The organism is Rubneribacter badeniensis (assembly GCF_002899695.1).
In the GTDB taxonomy this organism is placed as follows: domain Bacteria; phylum Actinomycetota; class Coriobacteriia; order Coriobacteriales; family Eggerthellaceae; genus Rubneribacter; species Rubneribacter badeniensis.
This window is the reverse complement of sequence record NZ_PPEL01000009.1, coordinates 1-18,326: the sequence shown is the minus strand read 5'-3', so window position 1 is coordinate 18,326 and position 18,326 is coordinate 1. Positions and strand designations below refer to the sequence as shown.

The following is an 18,326-nucleotide window of genomic DNA, read 5'->3' as shown; positions in this document are numbered from 1 at the left end:
ATGCACGCCCGGAGGGAGGCAGATATGGAGACAGGCGAGGCTCTCGCGAACGTCGAGGCGAGGGCGGCCACGTACTTGTTTCTGTCGGGCATGTTTTTGCGGGAGGTTTCGCAGGATTTTTTGGAGCGTCTGGCTGCGGAGCCGCCCCATCTTGGCGGGGAGCTGGAAGGGTTTGCCGTGGGGTTGGCGACTGCCGATCTTTCGACAGTGCGCAGGGACGCAGCTGCTGAATTCGCGGCGTTGCTACTGGGCATGTCCGCTGATCCTGTCCATCCTTACGAGTCGGTGTACACAAGCCCTGAGCGTTTGATGATGCAGGACGCGCGCGACGAAGTGCTGGCTCTGTATCGGTCGCAAGGGCTTGGGCGTGTCGGCGATCTGAACATCCCGGAAGACCATGCGGGCATCGAACTGGAATTCATGGCGCGTTTGTGCCGCAAGGAGCTCGATGCGATGACCGGAGGCGATGAAGGGGCTGTTTGGGACGTTCGGCGAACGCAGCAGACGTTTGTGCGCGATCATCTGCTCGTTTGGATGCCGCGAATGTGCGACGACTTGGAAGCGCGTGCGAAATCGGGGTTGTACCGCGGTTTGGCCCAGATGACGCGGCGGTTCCTGTCGCTTGAACGCGAGGAGCTTGACGCGGGGTAGCGCTTTCGGCTGACGTGCGGATGCTCGCCGTCGGGATTCGGCGCGATCGATCGCCCTCCCCTCTTGGTTCGACCGCGTCGAATCCCGACGGCATGCTGCGCGATTGCGGTCGGCGGCTCTGCGTGGCAAGCGGAATGAGGAATGCTATCATACGATGGTACAGCTCAACGAACGAAGATGGGGACTACTACAGAGTGAGCGCTGCCAACCAAACCGTCCAGATCACCATCGATAGCGACAGCGGCATACCGTTGTGGCTTCAGCTGCGCAATCGTTTGATCTATCTGATAGCATCGGGTAGATTCAAAGTGGGCGACAAGCTGCCGACGGTGCGCGAGTTGGCGGTTGACCTCGGAGTCAACTACAACACGGTGAGCAAGGTGTACCAGGACATCGAGCGCGACGGCTACATCGTGTCGAAAAGAGGCAGGGGCACGTTCGTGGCCGAACGGGTGCCGGCGGAGGCAGAAGCGGCCAAGTCGGAAGTGGAGTTTTTGGCAGACGAGTTCATTCGGCAATGCCGCGAGCTGGGCGTTCCCCGCCACGACATCGCCGATCTGGTGCAAAGCCGATTGGACAGCATCGACGAGGAGAACTGAGCGTCGATCGATCGGAGGGGTGGCGATGGGGTTGTTCAAACGCGATGATTTGAAGCGCGGATCCGAAAGCGAGCGAAAGGTCGCCGAGACGGAGATCGAGACGAACGACGCTTCCCGCGGGGGCGTGTACCTGTTCTTCCTTGCCATGTTCGCGGTGGGGTTTTCGGCGACGTTCTTTGCGACCGTCGCTTTCGCGTCTCCGTTGACGGTGGCGGTCTCGACGGTCGCGGGCTTTGTTCTGGCGACGTCGGTGCGCATTGCCCCGCAATGGGAGCGCGTGGTCATTTTGCGGTTCGGGAGATTCAACCGTATTGCTGGTCCGGGGCTGTACTGCTGCATACCGTTCGCCGAGTACGCGGCCATCCACGTCGACTGCCGCATTGCGACCGCTTCCTTCTCGGCCGAAGCGGCGCTCACGGCCGATCTCGTTCCCGTCGATGTGGATGCTATCTTGTTCTGGATGGTGTGGGATGCGAAAAAGGCGTGCTTGGAGGTGGAGAACTATCCGAAAGCCGTGCTGCGTTCTGCGCAGACCGCCATGCGCGACGTGATCGGCCAGCTCAACCTCGCTGACATTTCCATGCGCCGAAAGCAAATCGATCGCGATCTCGAGGAGATACTGGGAAAGAAATGCGAGCAATGGGGCGTGACGGTGATGTCGGTGGAGATTCGCGACATCATGATCCCGCGCGAGCTGCAGGATGCGCTGTCGAAAGAGGCCCAGGCAGAGCGCGAGCGAAACGCCCGAATCGTCTTGGCAGAGGTGGAGAAGGACATCTCCGAGATGTTCGTGGAGGCCGCCGAGGTTTACGATCGCAATCCGCGCGCCATGCGGCTGCGCGCCATGAATCTTGCCTACGAGGGGGCGAAGGACTCGAAGGGCGTGCTGCTGGCTCCCAGCGCGTTGGCCGATGGATTCAATTTGCCAAGGTCGGATGCGGAAGGGTGACGGGGGCGCGTTTTTGGGCGTTCTTTGGTCGCAACGGGTCTAGCCTAACTGCTTTTGCGGCGTCCCTTTCTTTTTGCCGAAAAGGGCGCAAGTGAAGGCTTTCTCCGGTTGTGAATGCCGGCGCAAGGAAGGTTGCCGGGGAGCGGAAAGCGTTGTCGGCATGACGGGGAGTCGGGACGCAGTGGGGGAGGGGTCGGCTGTTCTCATGCCGAAAGAACGCGAGGAGCCTTCCTTGAGGAGGCTCCTCGCGGTGCGCTAGAGGCGTTCAAGCGGTTTTTGCGCGGATCTACTCGGCCGAACGGCTAGCAGATGCGAACTTGCTGTAGTCGTAGCCGCCGGACAGGCGCTTCTTGGACGATGCGACGGCAGGCTTCTTCGCAGCTGCTTGCGCGCGCCTCTCCTTGAATTCGAGGCGCTTTTTCGCGTGCTCGGCGTTGCGGCTGCGGCCGTCTGCGCGCTGGGCGCGCCCCGGCCGTGCGTCGCGGACGCGCTCGCCGTGCGCGGCTTTCGCGGGCCGTCTGTCCGGCGACGCGGGCCGCCCGCTGCGAGCTCCCTTCGGCTTCGCGCCTCTGCCTGCGCCCTTGCGCGGCCCCTTGCTCCTTGCCGGCTTCTTCAAAAGCGAGAGGTCGAGCTCGTAAGTCTCAAGCTCCATGAGCGGGATCTCCTTGCCGATGAGCTTCTCGATCTCGGCGAGGGTCCGGCGGGATTCGCGGGTGACGAACGAGATGGCGTAGCCCTGCTCGCCTGCGCGCCCCGTGCGGCCGATGCGGTGCACGTAGTCCTCGGGCATGTCGGGCAGGTCAAAGTTGATGACGTGGTCGACGTCCGGCACGTCGATGCCGCGCGCGAGCACGTCGGTCGCCACGAGGATGGACGTCTTGCCGCGACGGAAGTTCTCAAGCGCGCGCCGACGCTGGCCCTGCGACTTGTCGGAGTGGATGGACTCGGCACGGTACCCCGCGCGGCGCAGCTCCTCGGCACACTCCTCGGTGCGGAACTTCGTGCGCGCGAACACGATGACGCGCTCCGACCCCTTCTCTTCGAGCACCGCGCGCAGAAGCTCGGGCTTGTCGAAGTTCTTGATGGGCATCATGAACTGCTCGACGGTCTTGGCCGTCTCGCCGTTGCGGGCGATCTCCACGATGGCGGGGTCGTTCAGAAGCGAGCCGAGGTTCTTCTCGATGGAGCGGTCGATGGTGGCCGAGAACAGAAGCGTCTGGCGTTCGGCGGGCGTGGCGTCCACAATGGTGGTGACTGCGGGCAAAAAGCCCATGTCGAGCATGCGGTCGGCCTCGTCGAGCACGAGCACTTCGATGCGGCCGAGATCGACCACGTCGCGCTCCATGAGGTCGTTCAGGCGGCCGGGCGTGGCGATGAGCACGTCGGTGCCGCGGCGGATCTCGTTGATCTGCGGGCCGTAGGGGGTGCCGCCGAACACGGTGGTGACGAAATGCCCGGTTTTGCGCGCGATCTGCATGCACGTGCGCGCGATCTGCTGGGCGAGCTCGCGCGTGGGGCTGACCACGAGCACGCGCGGCGCGCGCTTGCCGCGCGTGCCGCGGGGGAGGGTGGACAGCGTGGGCAGCAGAAACGCGGCGGTCTTGCCGGTGCCGGTGGAGGCGGCGGCGATGAGGTCGCGGCCCTCGAGGACAAGCGGGATGGCCTGCTCCTGCACGGGCGTGGGCTGCTCGTAGCCCAAGCGATCGACGGCTGCGAGGGCAGACGAGGACAAGCCGAGGTCGGCGAAGTTCGACATGATGGTGTTCCGTTCTCTTCGTGCGCGCAGGGCGCGCTTCCGTTCGCACCCGCTCCTGCGGCGTGCCTTGCGCTTGACGCGAGCCGCTTTCTGCAGTCCTGCGAATGCGCGAGAAGAGACGAGAAAGAATTTCGTGTGAAGCGACCGTCTATTATGGAGCCTGTTCGATGCGCGAAGCGCTGAAAATGGGGAAAACCGGCGAGATATGTGCGAATCTCCATGAGCGGGGCCCGCTTTCGTCGCCCGATTCGCCTCCTGCCCAAGGTGCCGTTTCCGTTCCGTCGGGGTTGTTCCGGGGCGTGCCGTGCTAGAATTATCCTATGATTTTCGGAAGGCTCCGGCGCGGCGGGATTTCGCGGTTGTGGCGGGGCCGGCTTGGGCTGCTGCGGCGGCGAAGTTTGCGTGAGGCGCAGCGGGAGAACGGACGGGCGAGGGGAGGGGCGTTGCTGAGCGATCTTGTGGTGTGCTACCTGTTCCTCGGCGGGGCGGGCGCGGGGGCGCTTTTGGTGCTCTGCGCGCTCGGGCTGCTCTCGACGCGCGCGGCTGCGTTGGCGCGCGGCGGGCGGTTGCGCGCGACCTCTGCGTATCGGCGGCTTTTGGCGCCGGGTTTCGCTTCGGCGTTCGCGCTGCTCGCGGCAGGCGCCGTTTGCTTGGCGGTCGATCTGGGCAGCTTCGACGGGGCGCTTCTGCTGTTCGTGCGGCCGCGCGCGACGCATCTGACGGTGGGCGCGTGGGCGCTCGCTGCGGGCCTGCTGCTTTCGGCGCTGTCGTGCGCGGCATGGTCGTCGGCGCGCGGTTGGCGGCTCGCCGTCGTCCGGGCGCTCGGCGTGCTCGGTGCCGTCGACGCGCTCGTGGCGATGGCGTACACGGGGCTTCTGCTCGGCGGCGTGGGCGCGGTGCCGCTGTGGGCGTCGCCGTGGCTTCCGGCGCTGTTCGTCGTCTCGGCGCTGTCGTGCGGCGTCGCGTGCGTCATCGGCGCGGCGCACCTTGCGGGCGCGGCGCGGCTGTTCCCGGGCGTGCTTCGCGCTCTCGCCGCCGTCGATGCGGTCGCGATCGTCGCCGAGGCCGCCGCGGCGTGGGGGCTTGTGGCGTTCGCGGCGGCGGGAGGCTCGATGGGCGGCGCTTCGCAGGAGGCGGCCGTCGCGTCGGCCGAGGCGCTCGTGGCCGGGCCGGACGCGTGGCTTTTCTGGGGCGGTTTCGCGCTGGCGGGGCTCGTCGTGCCGTTCGCGCTCGACCTCGTCCTCGCCCGCGCACGCCGTCCGCTGCCGCATGCGGCGCTCGCCGCTGCGGCGTGCGTGCTGGCGGGCGGCTTCGCGATGAGATGGTGCGTCGTGGCCGCGGGGGCGCATCCTGCGCTTCAGACGATGGGAGTGATGTGACATGTTTCCGTTCGAAGTGGACGCCACCACCGACGTGCCCTTGTGGGTGCAGCTGCGCCAACGGCTCGTCCACCTCATCAACTCGGGCTACTTCAAGCCCGGCGACCAGCTGCCCACGGTGCGCGGCCTGGCCTCCGAGATATCCATCAACTACAACACGGTGAACAAGGCGTATCTAAGCCTCGTGTCCGATGGCTATCTGGAGTCGACGCGCGGGCGCGGCGTGTTCGTGCGCGATCTGGACGCCGAGGTGGACGAGGAGCACGCAAGCGAGGTGGACGGCGTTTTGTCGGACTGCGTGGCCGCTTGTCGCGACCTGGGGCTTTCGCTCGACGACATCGAACGGTGCATGGCGCGCAAGATCAAGCGGATGAAGCAGGACGAAGGCCTCGGCTCGGGCGGGGCGTCCGGCGACGGTCGGGGCCGCATCGTGCGGGTGGATATGGGAAGCGAGGTGCGCGATGCGCGGACGGGAGCGTGATCGGGTGAAGGGGACGCGGACGGACGCGGTCGAACCCGCCAAGAAAGGGCGGCGGTTCGTTGTCGCGCCCGATGCGAGCACCGAGGTGGTGGGCGAGCGCGCGTCGAGCGCGGGCGTGGCGCTGTTCTCGCTGACGGTGTTCCTCGTCGTGTTCGTCGCGGTGCTCGGCGCGTGGGCGGCGCTCGCGGGCCCGGTGGGCGCTGTGGCGGCGGCGTGCGCGCTGGTCGCGGCAGGGTTCGCCGCCATGGCCGTGCATATCGCCCAGCAGTGGGAGAAGGTGGTGGTGCTGCGGTTCGGAAGGTTCAACCGCGTGAGCGGGCCGGGGCTGTTCTGGACGCTTCCTATCGTGGAGCAGAACACCATGCGCGTGGACACCCGCGTGCGCGCCACCACGTTCGGCGCCGAGGAGACGCTGACGGCCGACCTCGTGCCGCTCGACGTGAACGCCGTGCTGTTCTGGCACGTGTGGGACGCGAAGGCGGCCTGCACCGAGGTGGGCGACTTCACGCGCGCCGTGGAGCTGGCCGCGCAGACCGCGCTGCGCGACGCCATCGGGCGCGCGGGCGTGGCCGAGGTGGCCATCCGTCGCGAGCAGCTTGATCGCGAGCTGAAGCGCGTGCTCGAGGAGAAGGTGGCGCCTTGGGGCATCGCCGTGCTGTCGGTGGAGGTGCGCGACATCCTGCTGCCGCGGGATCTGCAGGAGGTCATGTCGCTGGAGGCCCAGGCTGAGCAGCGCAAGAAGGCGCGCATCATCCTCATGGAGGCCGAGCAGGACATCTGCGAGATGATGGGCGAGATGGGCGATGCCTACGCCGAAAACGACGCCGCGCTGCGTCTGCGCGCCATGCACCTGCTGTACGAAAGCGTGCGCGAAACGGGCGGCACCGTTGTGGTGCCGAGCAGCTTCAGCGAGGGCTTCGGCGACGTGCTGGGCGATGCCGCGAAGGACGCGCTCAAGGGCGGGAAGCTGTAGCTTCGGGCCCTTCCGTGTTTGAGTGGGACGGGGCTTGATCGCCCCAAGCTGCGGCAGACCTCGAAGGGGTGTTGCAATCCTTCTGCGTTTGGGTGGGACGGGCCTGATCGCCCTGCCCTCTTTCGTTGTTGGTGCGCGCCCTTTCTTTTGTTTCGACCTTCGGGCTGTCTGCCGCCGGTCCGATGAGGTCGTGCGGCAGAATCGTCCGAAAATGGCCACGAAACCGCGTTCTGGTACGTGTCGGAGCGCTAGAGGGGGCAGATGCAAAGCGAATGCAATCGACGGGCAAAGGCGACCTGGGCTTTTGTCTTCGACTGCGCGCAAGCCGATCCTTGGGAGGACGCATCCCGTGCCAGAACGCGGTTTCGTGGCCATTTTCGGGCTGATTTCGCGCATGGTGATCCGAACGAGGTTCGGCGGCGAGGTGGCCGGAGCGCTTCGACACGAGAATTCGCTCGAACTGGCACGAATCGCGTCTTGCGCATGGGTTTGGGAGGGGTTTGAATTGCTTGTCGGCAGGTGAGGGCTCGCGATGTGGAGAAATGCAGACGAGTCGACGGCCTGTGCTTCCGGCGGGTCGGCCATCCGTGCGGAACCTATGCATAAGATGGGCTCTGCGCCAATTCGGGCGGGTTCTCGCGTCGGGTTGCCCTGGGCTTGTCGAAGGTGCGTGCCGAAAAGGGCCTTTCGGCGTGCGATAGGTTGGGTTTTGCGGCGGCACCGATTTCTCCGGATGCGGCGATCGTGCGTTTCTTCGGAATCGGCAGCTGTCCCAGCGCGGTGGAAATCGGTCTGAACGGAGCACGTCCAAGGGACTTGCCTCTTCTTGGGCGTTTGAAGCTCGTTTTGCGGGCGCGCGGGGGGGATCGTGCGAGGGGAGGGCGAAGCCCCCGCCTCTTATCGTGAGACGCGCTTTTCTTCGAGAGGGCGAAGGCGCTGGGAGGATCGCGCGAGGGGGATGCCGCAGGGCCGAGGTTTTCCTGAGATGGCGACAGAGGCGAGGGTGCCTGGAGGCGCGTTTCGCCTTGGATGCCGAAGCCTCGTCTGATGAGTTGATCGGCTTGCGGAAACTCTCTCCGTCGTGCGCGCTCGATTGTGATACCCTGCGCGCAGATATCGCCGTCGAGAGGATATACATGGTATGACCTGCAAGATTATAGAAATATATCCTCAAAATAGGATAGTCTGCTTGCAAATAATCATATGACAATCCTTGATTGTCATATGATTATTTTGTACACTGAGGCCAGTGGAATTTGGCCAATTCTCACGAGGAGAAACGGGGGTGTCCTCGTATGGGGCTTGCTGGCTGGACCGGCGAAGGCCACGCACCCGGCATATCGGGGATATCCTGACGACATCTTTGAGGAGGAGACATGTCAGGAACGAGCAGCCCGCACAGCGGGCTTTCGCGCAGGAGCTTTCTCAAAGCCTCCGGCGCCGCTGCCGGCGCCCTTGGCCTTGCGGCAGCTGCGGGCATGACGACGACCGACGGCTGGCTTTCGCCCGCCGAGGCTCACGCCGAGGCAGAGGAGCGGGTGGCCCATCTGTGCCATCAGTTTCATTGCCTGACCGGTTGCAATCTGAAGTGCACCATTCGCGATGATCGTGTGGCTATGGTGGAGCCGAGCGATTTGGTGGACGAGCACCATCGCACTATCTGCCTACGTGGCATATCCGAGGTTCAGCACATTTACGCGCAGGATCGCATCCAGACGCCGCTTAGGCGTGTGGGCGAGCGCGGCGAGGGCAAGTTCGAGCAGATAAGCTGGGAAGAAGCCATCAAGACCATCGCCGATGCCATCAAGGAAGCCCAAAAGAAATACGGCGAGGAATCGGTGTTCGTCCGCAAATCAACCGAGGCCGGTATAGACTTCGATTTCTTTGGAGCGCTCATCAAGGCGGACTCCGGCGGCGAGTGGGGCCTCGACCGCGGTCAGCCCAATGGAACGGCGTGCGCATTCGGGCCTTTCAGCTACTGTCCGAACCGCTCCATCTGGGAGTTCACGGACGCTTCCACCATTATCGAGTTGGGGCACAATCCGCTGGAAAGCGGCATCGTGTGGTCCCGCGCGTTGATGGACGCCAAGGAAGCCGGCGTGCATATCGTCACCGTCGATCCGCGCTTCACCGGCACGGCGTCGAAGTCCGATGAGTGGCTTCCGGTGCGTCCTGGAACGGACGCGGCGCTCATCCAAGGCATGATACGCGTCATCTTGGACGAGGGCTGGTATGACGAGGAGTTCATAAAGGAGAACACCTCGTTGGTACATCTGGTCGATCGCGCGGCGGGCAAGACGTACCGCAGCGCCGAAGCGATGTGCCCCAATCCCGCTGTCGTCTCTTTGGAGGAAGTGGGTGCGCCGCATGTGTGGGATGAGGCCGCCGGCGAGCCGCGTCTGTACAGCGAATCCGGCGTGCAGCCGGCGCTCGAAGGCACGTGGGTGATTGACGGCAAGGAGTATTCGACCGAGTTCACCCTGATGAAGGAATGGCTGGCCGATTACTCTTTGGAGTGGGCGGCCGAGACGTGCGGCATTTCGCAGAAGACGATAGCCGCGTTGGCCGACCGTTATGCCAACAACGGGCCCGCTATCATCGACTTCGGGTTGGGCGGTCCTGACAAGTACACCAATGCCGATGTGCTGGGGCATTCGACCTCCATCTTGGTTGCCATCACGGGCAACTACGGCAAGCCGGGCGCCGGCTTCGGTTTCTATCATGGCGGGTTGGGCGCCGACGATCCTGCCGCCACGTTGAACGCTTGGGCCCTTCCCGAAGAGTACGCATACACAACGTGCGGGATATCCATGTACGATATGCCGTATAAGGAGAATCCCATTCGCGTGGCGCTTACGTTCGGTGATGCGTTCACGTTGCAAGCTGCAGCGGCCAACGACACCTTGGCTTGGGTTAAAAGCCTGGACTTCTTCGCCATCGTCGATATCTATCATTCTTCTGCGGTGGATTATGCCGACATCGTGCTGCCGGCTTGCTCGAAATTCGAGTGCGAGGAGAACGTGAAGGCCCTTCGCGCCAGCTACGGCCATGTGATGTTGGCGAACGGCATGGTTCAGCCCCTGTTCGAATCGAAGTCCGACCTGCAGATCGAGCGTCTGCTGGCTGCCGAATGGGGGCTTGAGCATCTGCTGCCGGAAACCTACGAAGAGTTGGCCCGTTTCATGCTGGATGGGGTGGAGGAACTCGATCCGAATATGAAAGGCATCACCTACGAGAAACTGCTTGAAAGCGGTGGGTGTCTGCCGGTGGCCGGCGCGGGGCCGGATTACCGTCCTGATGGCGGGGTGGATGAGATACCTACGCCATCCGGCAAGATAGAATGCTACTTCGAGTATCTGAGCGACTTCGGGCACCAGTTCCCCGTGTACGAGGATGCCAATGAGGCATATGAAGCCAATCCTCTTAAAGAACAGTATCCGCTGTATTTCATGCAGGGCAAGACCCGTTACCGCATCCATGCGTACTACACGTCGAACCAGTGGTTCCAAGAGAATTTCGGTCCGTACGTGAACATCAGTCCCGAGGATGCCGAGGCTCGTGGCCTTTCGACAGGGGACAAGGTGCGCGTGTTCAACAGCCGGGGCGAGTTCAAATGCGGCGTACATGTGAACCCCAGTTTGCAGCCGGGTGTGCTGTTCATGGCTGAGACCACCTATACCCGCTACTATGACGAGGGATTTTTGCAGAATGTGACGAATTCGGCGCGCATCGAACGCGCGTACTCGCTGTATTTCGGTCCGCAGATTCCTTACAACGACACCCTTGTCCAAATAGAGAAAGCGTAGGTGATGCGCCATGACGAAGCTTGGAATGGCGATTAACAAAACGCGCTGCATCGGCTGCCAGACGTGCGCTTTCGCGTGCAAGATGCAAAACGGCGTGCCGCAGGGCATGCGCTGGAATCGGGTCTTGACCGAAGGCTGCGATGTCGAGGACGGTGCCCTAGGCGAGTTCCCGAACCTTACGCGCACCTACCTGCCCCTTGCCTGCCAGCATTGCGAGAATCCGGCGTGCCAGCGGGTGTGTCCTACAGGTGCCACCTACAAGGACGATAAGGGGCGCGTGCAAGTGGACTACGACAAATGCATCGGGTGCCGTATGTGCATGGCGGCGTGTCCATACAACGCGCGCGTGTTCAACTGGTCGGAACCGGTGCGCGATCCCGATTTCAATTACGGCGACGCGGCGGTGCCTGTGCGCTCGAAGGGCGTGGTGGAGAAATGCACGCTGTGCAAAGAGCGTACCGACAGGGGCGAGGAGCCCATGTGCGTAGTGTGCTGCCCCACGCGCGCTCGCATCTTCGGCGACTTGGACGATCCGGACAGCGAGATATCGCGCATCGTCCGCGAGCGAAGCGCCTACGTGCTGCTGGAAGAGCAGGGCACGAAACCGCAAGTCTACTACTTCGATTAAGGGGAGGTGCGAGCTATGGGAGCTTCAATGAAATTCAAAGCAGTCGCCGGCGTGCTGGGCGCGCTGACGGCTGCCGGCTTGGCGGCGTGGATCTACCAGCTGGCGGGCGGCCTCGGCGTGACCGGCATGAGCAACGGCACCTCGTGGGGCCTCTACATCACGATGTTCATGTTCTTCGTGGGGCTTTCCGCGGGCGGGCTCATCGTGGCCTCGTCGGCGAGCGTGTTCCACGTGGCGCAGTACAAGAAGGTGGCGCTGCCGGCTGTCATCCTGTCAACGGTGTGCATCTGCTGCGCGGGCATGTTCGTGCTCATCGACCTCGGCGGCATCCAGCGCGTGTGGCGCATTGTGACGGGGCCGAACCCGACCTCTCCTTTGTTCTGGGATATCTGCGTCATCACGCTGTATCTGGTCATCAACGTCGTCTACCTGGTGTTCATGACCTCGAAGAAGCCGGGCGCGCAGGGCAAGGTGGCCGTCGTGAGCCGCTTCGCGCTGCCGGTGGCGATCCTCGTGCACAGCATGACCGCGTGGATCTTCGGCCTCGAGATGGCGAAGGAGGGCTGGTACTCGGCCATCATGGCGCCGCTGTTCGTGGTGAGCGCCATGGATTCCGGCTTGGCGCTGCTCATCCTGTCGCTTCTGGGGCTGGACAAGGCCGGTTGGTTCAAGACCGACAGGAAGCTGCTGTCGAATCTAGCCGGGCTGCTGGCCACTTGCGTGGCGATCGACGGCTTCATGGTGGGCTGCGAGGTGCTGACGATGGCCTATCCCGGCGCCGCCGGCGCCGAGACGCTGGCGATCATGGCGACGGGCGCGACGGCCCCGTTCTTCTGGTTCGAGATTCTGGCTGGGGTGCTGGTGCCGTTCTGCATTTTGGTGTTCGCGCGCAACCGTGCCCGGATGGACCTCGTGGCGCTGGCGAGCGCGCTCGTGGTGGCCGGCGTGCTGTGCAAGCGCGTGTGGCTTCTGCTCACGTCGTTCGCGGAGTTCAACGTGGCCGGCGCGCCGGGCGTGATCTCCGGCTCCACGACCGCGCGCGGCGCCTCGGGCATGGACGTGTGGGCTGTGGCGAGTTCGTACATGCCCACATGGGTCGAGTTCGTGGTGGTGATCGGCGTGGTGTCGCTGGGCGCGCTGGCGTTCATGGTGCTGTGCCGCAAGCTGCTGGGGAAGGGCGTGGTCGCGGAGGGCGAGCCCGCCGCAGCTCCGACCCCCGGCGGGGTTGACGCCGCCGTGTAGGGGTTCCATTCTGCCCCGCCGGACGCTCTGTCCGGCGGGGCATTTCGAGAAAGGAAGATGCCATGCCTGTCGACGTTTCCTGGAAGGAACTCTCCGAAGCCTACGCTTTCGTGGGGAACTCCCTGCTGAAGCCTATGACGCAGACCTCCGACGTGGGGTTGGATCCGGCGTTTTGGGAGGCGTTTCCGACGTTCGGCAGCTCCGAGGTCGCGGGGGTCTGCGCTGCGTTGGCCGCCTACGCCCTCGCTGCCCGCGAAGCTGCCGCCTCCGATGGGCGCGATGCGGTGGAGTGCTGCGCGGTGGAGTACACGCGCCTGTTCGTGGGCCCGCCGCGTCCCGCGGCCGCCCCGTGGGAGACGATGTACCGGGGTGGCGCGGCCGTCGGGGGCGCAACGGTGGGCTTCGGCCAAGCCACCTTCGAGATGCGGGCGCTTCTGCGCGAAGCGGGTCTCGAAGTGAAGAACGAGAACAACCAGTACGAGGACCATATCGGCATCGAGCTCCTCTACCTCTCCGCGCTCTGCGCCCGCGCCGCCGAGGGGGAGGAGGGGGCCGTCGAAGAGAAGGCGGCGCCCGCCACGACCGACCCATCCGCTGCGGCTGCCGCAACCGTCGCAGAAGCGGAGTCCCTTTCTGTGGCAGAGGGCTCCGCGGCGGGCAAGGTAGCCTCTTTCATCGAGGCCCACCCTCTCGCGTGGCTTTCCTCCCTGCGCGCCGCCGTGGAGGACGCCGTTCCGGATGGCTACTTCTCCCATCTGCTAGCCCTCGCCGATGCCCTCCTGCGCGTTCCGCTGGGACTAAACGCGTCGCAAACTGCTTGCCAAAAATACTGAAACACGTCGCGCAGGTAGAAGATATTCTGCTAAAATGCGTCGCATAGACCGGGTTTCTTTTGGTGAAGCACGTCGCAAAGGAGAAACATGGCGCTTACGCGGAGTATCTATTCCCAGTTCGAGGCTTGGAAAGAAGCGCCCCGCCACGGCGCTTTGCTGGTTGCGGGCGCGCGTCAGGTGGGCAAGACGTTCCTCATCCGCCAGTTCGCGCGGGAGAACTACGAGGTGCTTCTTGAGATCAACTTCGTTGAGACGCCCAGCGCAAAATCCATTTTCGAAGGGGATCTCGATGCCGAGACGCTGATCGCGAACCTCACCGCGTTCAGCGGCACGGCGCTCAAACCGGGCGGCACCCTCGTGTTTCTTGATGAGGTGCAGGAATGCCCGAAAGCGCGCACGGCCATAAAATTCCTCGTGGATGACGGGCGCTTCGACTACATCGAGTCGGGGTCGCTCCTCGGCGTGCTTTCCGGCGAGGTTCCCTCGCTTCCGGTGGGCTACGAGCAGATGCTGCGGATGCACCCCTTGTCGCTTACGGAGTTCTTTCTGGAAAACGGCGTCCAGCAAGAAACGCTCGACCTCGTTCGCCGGTGCTGCGAGGAGGGCCGGCCGGTTCCGACGGTCGCCCATAAAAGGCTCATGCGCCTGTTTCGGCTCTACCTCGCCGTGGGCGGCATGCCCGCGGCCGTGCAGGAGTTCGTGGAGACGAGTGACCTTGCGCGCGTGCTGCGGGTGCAACGCGACATCGTGGGGATGTACCGCCAAGACATAGCGAAATACGCGGCTGACAAGGCGCATGTTCACATGATCTTCGATGCGCTGCCTGCGGAACTCGACAAGAAGAACAAGCGCTTCAAGCTGTCCGACCTCGCCAAATCGGCTCGCATGGAGCGCTATGCGAGCGACTTCATGTGGCTGGTGGACGCGGGGGTGGCCCTGCCGTGCTACAACGCCGTGGCGCCGCAAGCCCCCCTTGCGGTGAACGCGCGCCACAACCTGTTCAAGCTGTTCCTGTGCGACGTGGGCTTGCTCAGCGCCGCCTCGGTGGGGGCTGTGCAGTTCGACCTTGTGCAGGGCGATGTGTCCGTGAACTGGGGGAGTTTTCTGGAAAACGCGCTGGCGCAGGAGCTTGCGGTCAACGGGTTCGACTTGTTCTACTACGACAAGAGCAAGATCGGCGAGGTCGATTTCCTCATCCAGAAGGGGTCGCGCGTCATCCCCCTCGAGGCGAAGTCGGGGGTCGACTACGCCAAGCACGTGGCGCTCGATAACCTGATGGCGGTGGGGGAATGGCAGCTCGGCGAGGCGATGGTGCTGTGCCGCGGGAACGTGGAGAGGTGCGGCCGCATCACCTACCTGCCGTGGTACGCCGCCGCGTTCCTGAAGCAGGATGCCCTGCCGGAGCGCTTCATCGTGGAGGCGTGAAGCTGCTTTCCGTCAGATGCTGGGATGATGCTGCCGGGTCGTTGGGGGAGCGGAATCAAATGCAGAAGATCAGCCGCGATTCCGCGAACCTCCGTCGAATCGCTTGCCGCCTCCCGCATTCTGCGCGTTGGGCTTGCCGTATAATGAGCGCTTCGGGCGCAAGCCGCCCGCACTATGTGGGCAGGGACGAGAGGCGAGGGGCATGGAGGAGAACGATCCGAAAGCGGTGTGCAGCCGGGTGCTGCGCGGCGGCGCGTCGACGAGCGCCGGTCGAGGCGCGGGCGAATGCGCGGGTGCGACCGAAAATGCCGGCATGTCCGAGGGCGCGCAGGGCGGTACCGCTGCTGCCGAGGGCGAGGGCGCGCTGCGCCGTTCGCTTAAGAACCGCCACATCCAGCTGATCGCGCTGGGCGGCGCCATCGGCACGGGGTTGTTCTACGGCTCGAGCGACTCCATCTCGCTGGCGGGCCCCTCCATCCTTCTGGCCTACCTCATCGGCGGTTTCTTGACGTTCATGATCGTGCGCGCCCTGTCCGAGATGTCGGTGGAGGATCCGCGCGCCGGCGCGTTCAGCTACTACGCCACGCGCTACTGGTCCAAGCGCGCGGGCTTCGTCTCGGGGTGGAACTACTGGTTCAACTACATCCTCGTGTCGATGGTGGAGCTGTCGGTGGTGGGGTCGTTTGTGAACTACTGGTTCCCCGGCATTCCCGCATGGGTGTCGGCGGCGTTCTTCCTCGTGGTTATCACGTCGGCGAACCTTTTGGGCGTGAAGAAGTTCGGCGAGTTCGAGTTCTGGTTCGCCATCATCAAGATCACGGCGGTGATCGCGATGATCGTGGGCGGCTTGGCGGTTATCATGCTGGCGCTGCCCACCGACTCGGGCATTCCCGCGTCGTTCGCGAACCTGTTCGCCTTGGACGGCGGCTTTCTGCCGAACGGGCTGATGGAACAGCGGCCCGACGGGCAGTGGACCGGCCTTCTGATGGCGCTTGCCGTGGTGATGTTCAGCTTCGGCGGCACCGAGCTCATCGGCGTCACCGCCGGCGAGACGGAGGATCCGCGCCGCACCATCCCCAAGGCCACCAACGGCATTATCTGGCGCATCCTCGTGTTCTACCTCTGCGCGCTGGGCGTCATCATGGCCGTGGTGCCGTGGGACACCCTTGACGGGCAGGTGAGTCCGTTCGTGCGCATCTTCGACTCGGTGGGCGTGCATGCGGCGGCCGGCATCCTGAACTTCGTGTGCCTGACGGCGGTGATGAGCGTGTACAACTCGGGTTTGTACGCGAACTCGCGCATGCTGTACTCGCTGGCGCATCAGGGCAACGCGCCGGCGTACCTGAAGCGGCTCAGCCGCCGGGGCGTGCCGGCGGCGGGCGTGCTGACCTCGGCCGGGGTGACCGTGGTGGCCGTCGTGGTGGTGTTTCTGTGGCCGGAGTTCGCGTTCAACTACCTGATGAGCATCGCCACCATCTCGGCCATCATCAACTGGACCATCATCATGGTCACCCAGCTGCGCTTCCGCCGCGCGGTGGCCGCCGGGCGCGGCCCGGGGGAGCTGGCGGGGCTTACGGGCAAGGAGGCCGTGGATCGCATCCAGTTCAAGCTGCCCTTCGCGCGCGTGATGCCCTACCTCGTGCTGGCGTTTCTGGCGTGCGTGGTGGTGGCGATGTGCTTCTCGCCCAGCTATCGCGTGGCCGTGATCGTGGGGCCTGTCTGGCTGGCCGTTTTGCTGGTGGCCTACCAACTGACGCAGCGGCGTGAGTAGGCGGGGCGGCGGTTCGGCGGCCTAGTACGGCGGCGCAGCTTGTCCCGCAGTGCGGCATCATGCGGACGTCCCGGCACCGGTCGGTGGCTGGCGGGGGGGGGATATCGGATGAGGGTTTCAAGAACATCGATTTGTGGGAAAGTGAAATCTCGTTTCAAAATTCACGGAAAAAGGTGAATAGAAGAATCCAATATTAATTGGAAAAGGTGTACCTGCTCGTCTACTTCGCGGGATTGTTCGAGAGCCGATAGAAGGGCCGGTGGGGTAGGGCCATCTTGCCGGGCCGTCGGATCGTCGAACGCATTCGTTTGCAGATGGGCTCAGGACTGGGTTATCCGCGCGGCGGGGTGATGGCCACTTTCAGGCAGCCGTCCTCGTGGGCGGCGAAGAATCGGTAGGCTTCCTCTATGTCGTCGAGCGGGAAGCGGTGGGTGATGAGGAAGCTCACATCCAAGCGGCCGGCCGCGATGAGGTTCATCACGCGGTCGAGGCAGTGGGCGTCCACACCGCCGGTTTTGAACACGAGGTTCTTGCCGTACATGAGCGGCAGCGGCAGCACTTGGTTCTGCTCGTACAGCGCCATCACCGACACGACGGCGTTCGGTCGCGCCACGCGCCACGCCATCTCGAACGTGCCGGTGCCGCCCGCGCACTCGATCACCGCATCGGCACCGCGGCCCTCCGTGAGGTCGCGCACGGCCAGCTCGGCGCCTTTGGCCGCCGCTGCGGGGTTGGGGCCTGCGGGGTTGATGGTGACATCGGCCAGCCCCTCGCGCTTCGCCACGGCAAGCCGCGCGGCGTCGATGTCGAGCGCGACCACCTGCGCCGCGCCGTAGAGCCGCGCGCACGCCATCGCGCACAGCCCCACCGGCCCCGCGCCGATGACGGCCACCGTGTCGCCCGGCTCGATCTCGGCGATCTCCGCGCCGAAGTAGCCCGTCGCCAGGATGTCGCCCAGAAGCAGCGCCTGCTCGTCGGTCACGTGGTCGGGGATGCGCGTGAGGCCCTGTTCGGCCAACGGCACGCGCGTGTACTCCGCTTGGCAGCCGTCGATGCGGCAGCCCAACTCCCAGCCGCCCTGCTCGCAGTTGTTCACATGCCCGCGCTTGCAGAAGAAGCACTGGCCGCAGAACGTCTCCACGTTCACGGCCACGCGGTCGCCGGGGGCGAATCCGCGCACGTCGCCGCCCACTTCCTCCACCACGCCCACGAACTCGTGCCCCAGCACCGTGTTCGGCAGCGCGCGCGGCACGGCGCCGTGGATGATGTGCAGGTCGCTCGTGCAGATGGACGATAGCGTCACGCGCACGATGGCATCGGTGGGCTCGATGATGCGCGGACGCGGGCGCTCGGTGAGCGTGATAATGCCGTTGCCGTCGTGGACGAGTGCTTTCATGAGGGCTCCTTTCTTGTGCGTTTTGCGTTTCCGTTGCTCTGCGGCGATTTTACCCGCATGCGGACGACCTGTCCTGCGTGCGGGCGTTTTCGCCTTGCGCTCGAGGCGCCTTTGCGCCGCGCGCAGACGGCGCCTTCCCCTCGCGCGCCGATCGCCCTGCGGTTCCGGAAGCGCATCGGGTGCATTTCGGTAACGAATTGGAATTTTTCCATCGATATTTTACCGCAATGATTTTCCTTCGGGCCGTTTCGGTAATGGATCGACGATTGTCGGCGATATTTTTACCGATTTGGGTGATTTCGAGCGAGTAGGGGGTGCGGACAAAAAGTTGGACACTCCGGTGTCCGGATTGGAGTCCGCATGTACCCGTTGGAGACCAGGGAGCTCGCCGTGGAGGCCGTCGCGGCGGGGTTCAGCCTGACCGAGGCGGCCGAGCT

At 64.3% G+C, this 18,326-nt stretch carries 14 protein-coding genes; 12 read left to right on the top strand and 2 right to left on the bottom strand.

Features of this window, described 5'->3' with window-relative positions; all coding sequences use genetic code 11:
- Positions 1-24 precede the first annotated feature (24 nt).
- The 3 genes from C2L80_RS03175 (at position 25) to C2L80_RS03165 (ending at position 2,199) form a co-directional block, all read left to right on the top strand.
- On the top strand, positions 25-651 hold the full coding sequence (locus C2L80_RS03175; protein ID WP_157941005.1) for a TorD/DmsD family molecular chaperone: 627 nt from the start codon (positions 25-27) through the stop codon (positions 649-651).
- 134 nt (positions 652-785) lie between these two features.
- Positions 786-1,250, top strand: coding sequence for a GntR family transcriptional regulator (locus tag C2L80_RS03170; protein ID WP_103262630.1), 465 nt, complete (start codon positions 786-788; stop codon positions 1,248-1,250).
- A gap of 25 nt (positions 1,251-1,275) precedes the next feature.
- The gene (locus tag C2L80_RS03165; RefSeq protein ID WP_103262629.1) at positions 1,276-2,199 is read left to right on the top strand and encodes a slipin family protein; all 924 of its coding nucleotides are present in this window, start codon (positions 1,276-1,278) and stop codon (positions 2,197-2,199) included.
- A 286-nt stretch (positions 2,200-2,485) separates the two neighbouring features.
- Here the strand turns inward: C2L80_RS03165 and C2L80_RS03160 are convergent, their stop codons facing one another.
- Positions 2,486-3,955, bottom strand: a complete 1,470-nt coding sequence (locus tag C2L80_RS03160) for a DEAD/DEAH box helicase (protein WP_103262628.1) — start codon at positions 3,953-3,955, stop codon at positions 2,486-2,488.
- A gap of 443 nt (positions 3,956-4,398) precedes the next feature.
- Here C2L80_RS03160 and nrfD (C2L80_RS03155) point away from each other — a divergent pair, with 443 nt between their 5' ends.
- The 9 genes from nrfD (C2L80_RS03155) to C2L80_RS03115 all read left to right on the top strand — a co-directional run bounded on the left by nrfD (C2L80_RS03155) (position 4,399) and on the right by C2L80_RS03115 (position 16,493).
- Positions 4,399-5,334 carry an NrfD/PsrC family molybdoenzyme membrane anchor subunit gene (gene nrfD, locus C2L80_RS03155; RefSeq protein WP_103262627.1) on the top strand — a complete coding sequence of 312 codons (936 nt, stop codon included), beginning with the start codon at positions 4,399-4,401 and terminating at the stop codon, positions 5,332-5,334.
- Between the two features lies 1 nt (position 5,335).
- A complete protein-coding gene (locus C2L80_RS03150; RefSeq protein ID WP_087195730.1) occupies positions 5,336-5,815 on the top strand; it encodes a GntR family transcriptional regulator in 480 nt (159 codons plus the stop codon).
- Complete coding sequence (locus tag C2L80_RS03145) at positions 5,796-6,788, top strand: slipin family protein (RefSeq protein ID WP_103262626.1); 993 nt, start codon at positions 5,796-5,798, stop codon at positions 6,786-6,788. Before C2L80_RS03150 ends, C2L80_RS03145 begins: the two co-directional genes overlap by 20 nt.
- Before the next feature lie 1,376 nt (positions 6,789-8,164).
- Positions 8,165-10,594, top strand: a complete 2,430-nt coding sequence (locus tag C2L80_RS03140) for a molybdopterin-containing oxidoreductase family protein (protein WP_103262625.1) — start codon at positions 8,165-8,167, stop codon at positions 10,592-10,594.
- A 10-nt stretch (positions 10,595-10,604) separates the two neighbouring features.
- Complete coding sequence (locus tag C2L80_RS03135; RefSeq protein ID WP_103262624.1) at positions 10,605-11,222, top strand: 4Fe-4S dicluster domain-containing protein; 618 nt, start codon at positions 10,605-10,607, stop codon at positions 11,220-11,222.
- A 15-nt stretch (positions 11,223-11,237) separates the two neighbouring features.
- Positions 11,238-12,464 (top strand): NrfD/PsrC family molybdoenzyme membrane anchor subunit, encoded by a 1,227-nt coding sequence (nrfD, locus tag C2L80_RS03130; protein ID WP_103262623.1) that lies wholly within the window; start codon positions 11,238-11,240, stop codon positions 12,462-12,464.
- A 62-nt stretch (positions 12,465-12,526) separates the two neighbouring features.
- Positions 12,527-13,297, top strand: a complete 771-nt coding sequence (locus C2L80_RS03125; protein ID WP_103262622.1) for a TorD/DmsD family molecular chaperone — start codon at positions 12,527-12,529, stop codon at positions 13,295-13,297.
- An 87-nt stretch (positions 13,298-13,384) separates the two neighbouring features.
- Positions 13,385-14,722 (top strand): ATP-binding protein, encoded by a 1,338-nt coding sequence (locus C2L80_RS03120; RefSeq protein WP_103262621.1) that lies wholly within the window; start codon positions 13,385-13,387, stop codon positions 14,720-14,722.
- A 202-nt stretch (positions 14,723-14,924) separates the two neighbouring features.
- Entirely contained in the window at positions 14,925-16,493 is a 1,569-nt protein-coding gene (locus C2L80_RS03115; protein WP_193602620.1) for an amino acid permease, read from the top strand.
- A 331-nt stretch (positions 16,494-16,824) separates the two neighbouring features.
- Here C2L80_RS03115 and C2L80_RS03110 read toward each other — a convergent pair whose 3' ends face one another.
- Complete coding sequence (locus C2L80_RS03110) at positions 16,825-17,889, bottom strand: alcohol dehydrogenase (protein ID WP_103262620.1); 1,065 nt, start codon at positions 17,887-17,889, stop codon at positions 16,825-16,827.
- Between the last annotated feature and the right edge of the window lie 437 nt (positions 17,890-18,326).

Bases quoted from the DNA above. Each gene is read 5' to 3' on its own strand.
- C2L80_RS03120 (WP_103262621.1), top strand. From the start codon at position 13,385: ATGGCGCTTACGCGGAGTATCTATTCCCAGTTCGAGGCTTGGAAAGAA.
- C2L80_RS03170 (WP_103262630.1), top strand. From the start codon at position 786: ATGAGGAATGCTATCATACGATGGTACAGCTCAACGAACGAAGATGGG.
- C2L80_RS03150 (WP_087195730.1), top strand. From the start codon at position 5,336: ATGTTTCCGTTCGAAGTGGACGCCACCACCGACGTGCCCTTGTGGGTG.
- C2L80_RS03135 (WP_103262624.1), top strand. From the start codon at position 10,605: ATGACGAAGCTTGGAATGGCGATTAACAAAACGCGCTGCATCGGCTGC.
- C2L80_RS03140 (WP_103262625.1), top strand. From the start codon at position 8,165: ATGTCAGGAACGAGCAGCCCGCACAGCGGGCTTTCGCGCAGGAGCTTT.
- C2L80_RS03110 (WP_103262620.1), bottom strand. From the start codon at position 17,889: ATGAAAGCACTCGTCCACGACGGCAACGGCATTATCACGCTCACCGAG.
- C2L80_RS03165 (WP_103262629.1), top strand. From the start codon at position 1,276: ATGGGGTTGTTCAAACGCGATGATTTGAAGCGCGGATCCGAAAGCGAG.
- C2L80_RS03145 (WP_103262626.1), top strand. From the start codon at position 5,796: ATGCGCGGACGGGAGCGTGATCGGGTGAAGGGGACGCGGACGGACGCG.
- nrfD (WP_103262623.1), top strand. From the start codon at position 11,238: ATGGGAGCTTCAATGAAATTCAAAGCAGTCGCCGGCGTGCTGGGCGCG.
- C2L80_RS03175 (WP_157941005.1), top strand. From the start codon at position 25: ATGGAGACAGGCGAGGCTCTCGCGAACGTCGAGGCGAGGGCGGCCACG.
- C2L80_RS03160 (WP_103262628.1), bottom strand. From the start codon at position 3,955: ATGTCGAACTTCGCCGACCTCGGCTTGTCCTCGTCTGCCCTCGCAGCC.
- C2L80_RS03125 (WP_103262622.1), top strand. From the start codon at position 12,527: ATGCCTGTCGACGTTTCCTGGAAGGAACTCTCCGAAGCCTACGCTTTC.
- C2L80_RS03115 (WP_193602620.1), top strand. From the start codon at position 14,925: ATGGAGGAGAACGATCCGAAAGCGGTGTGCAGCCGGGTGCTGCGCGGC.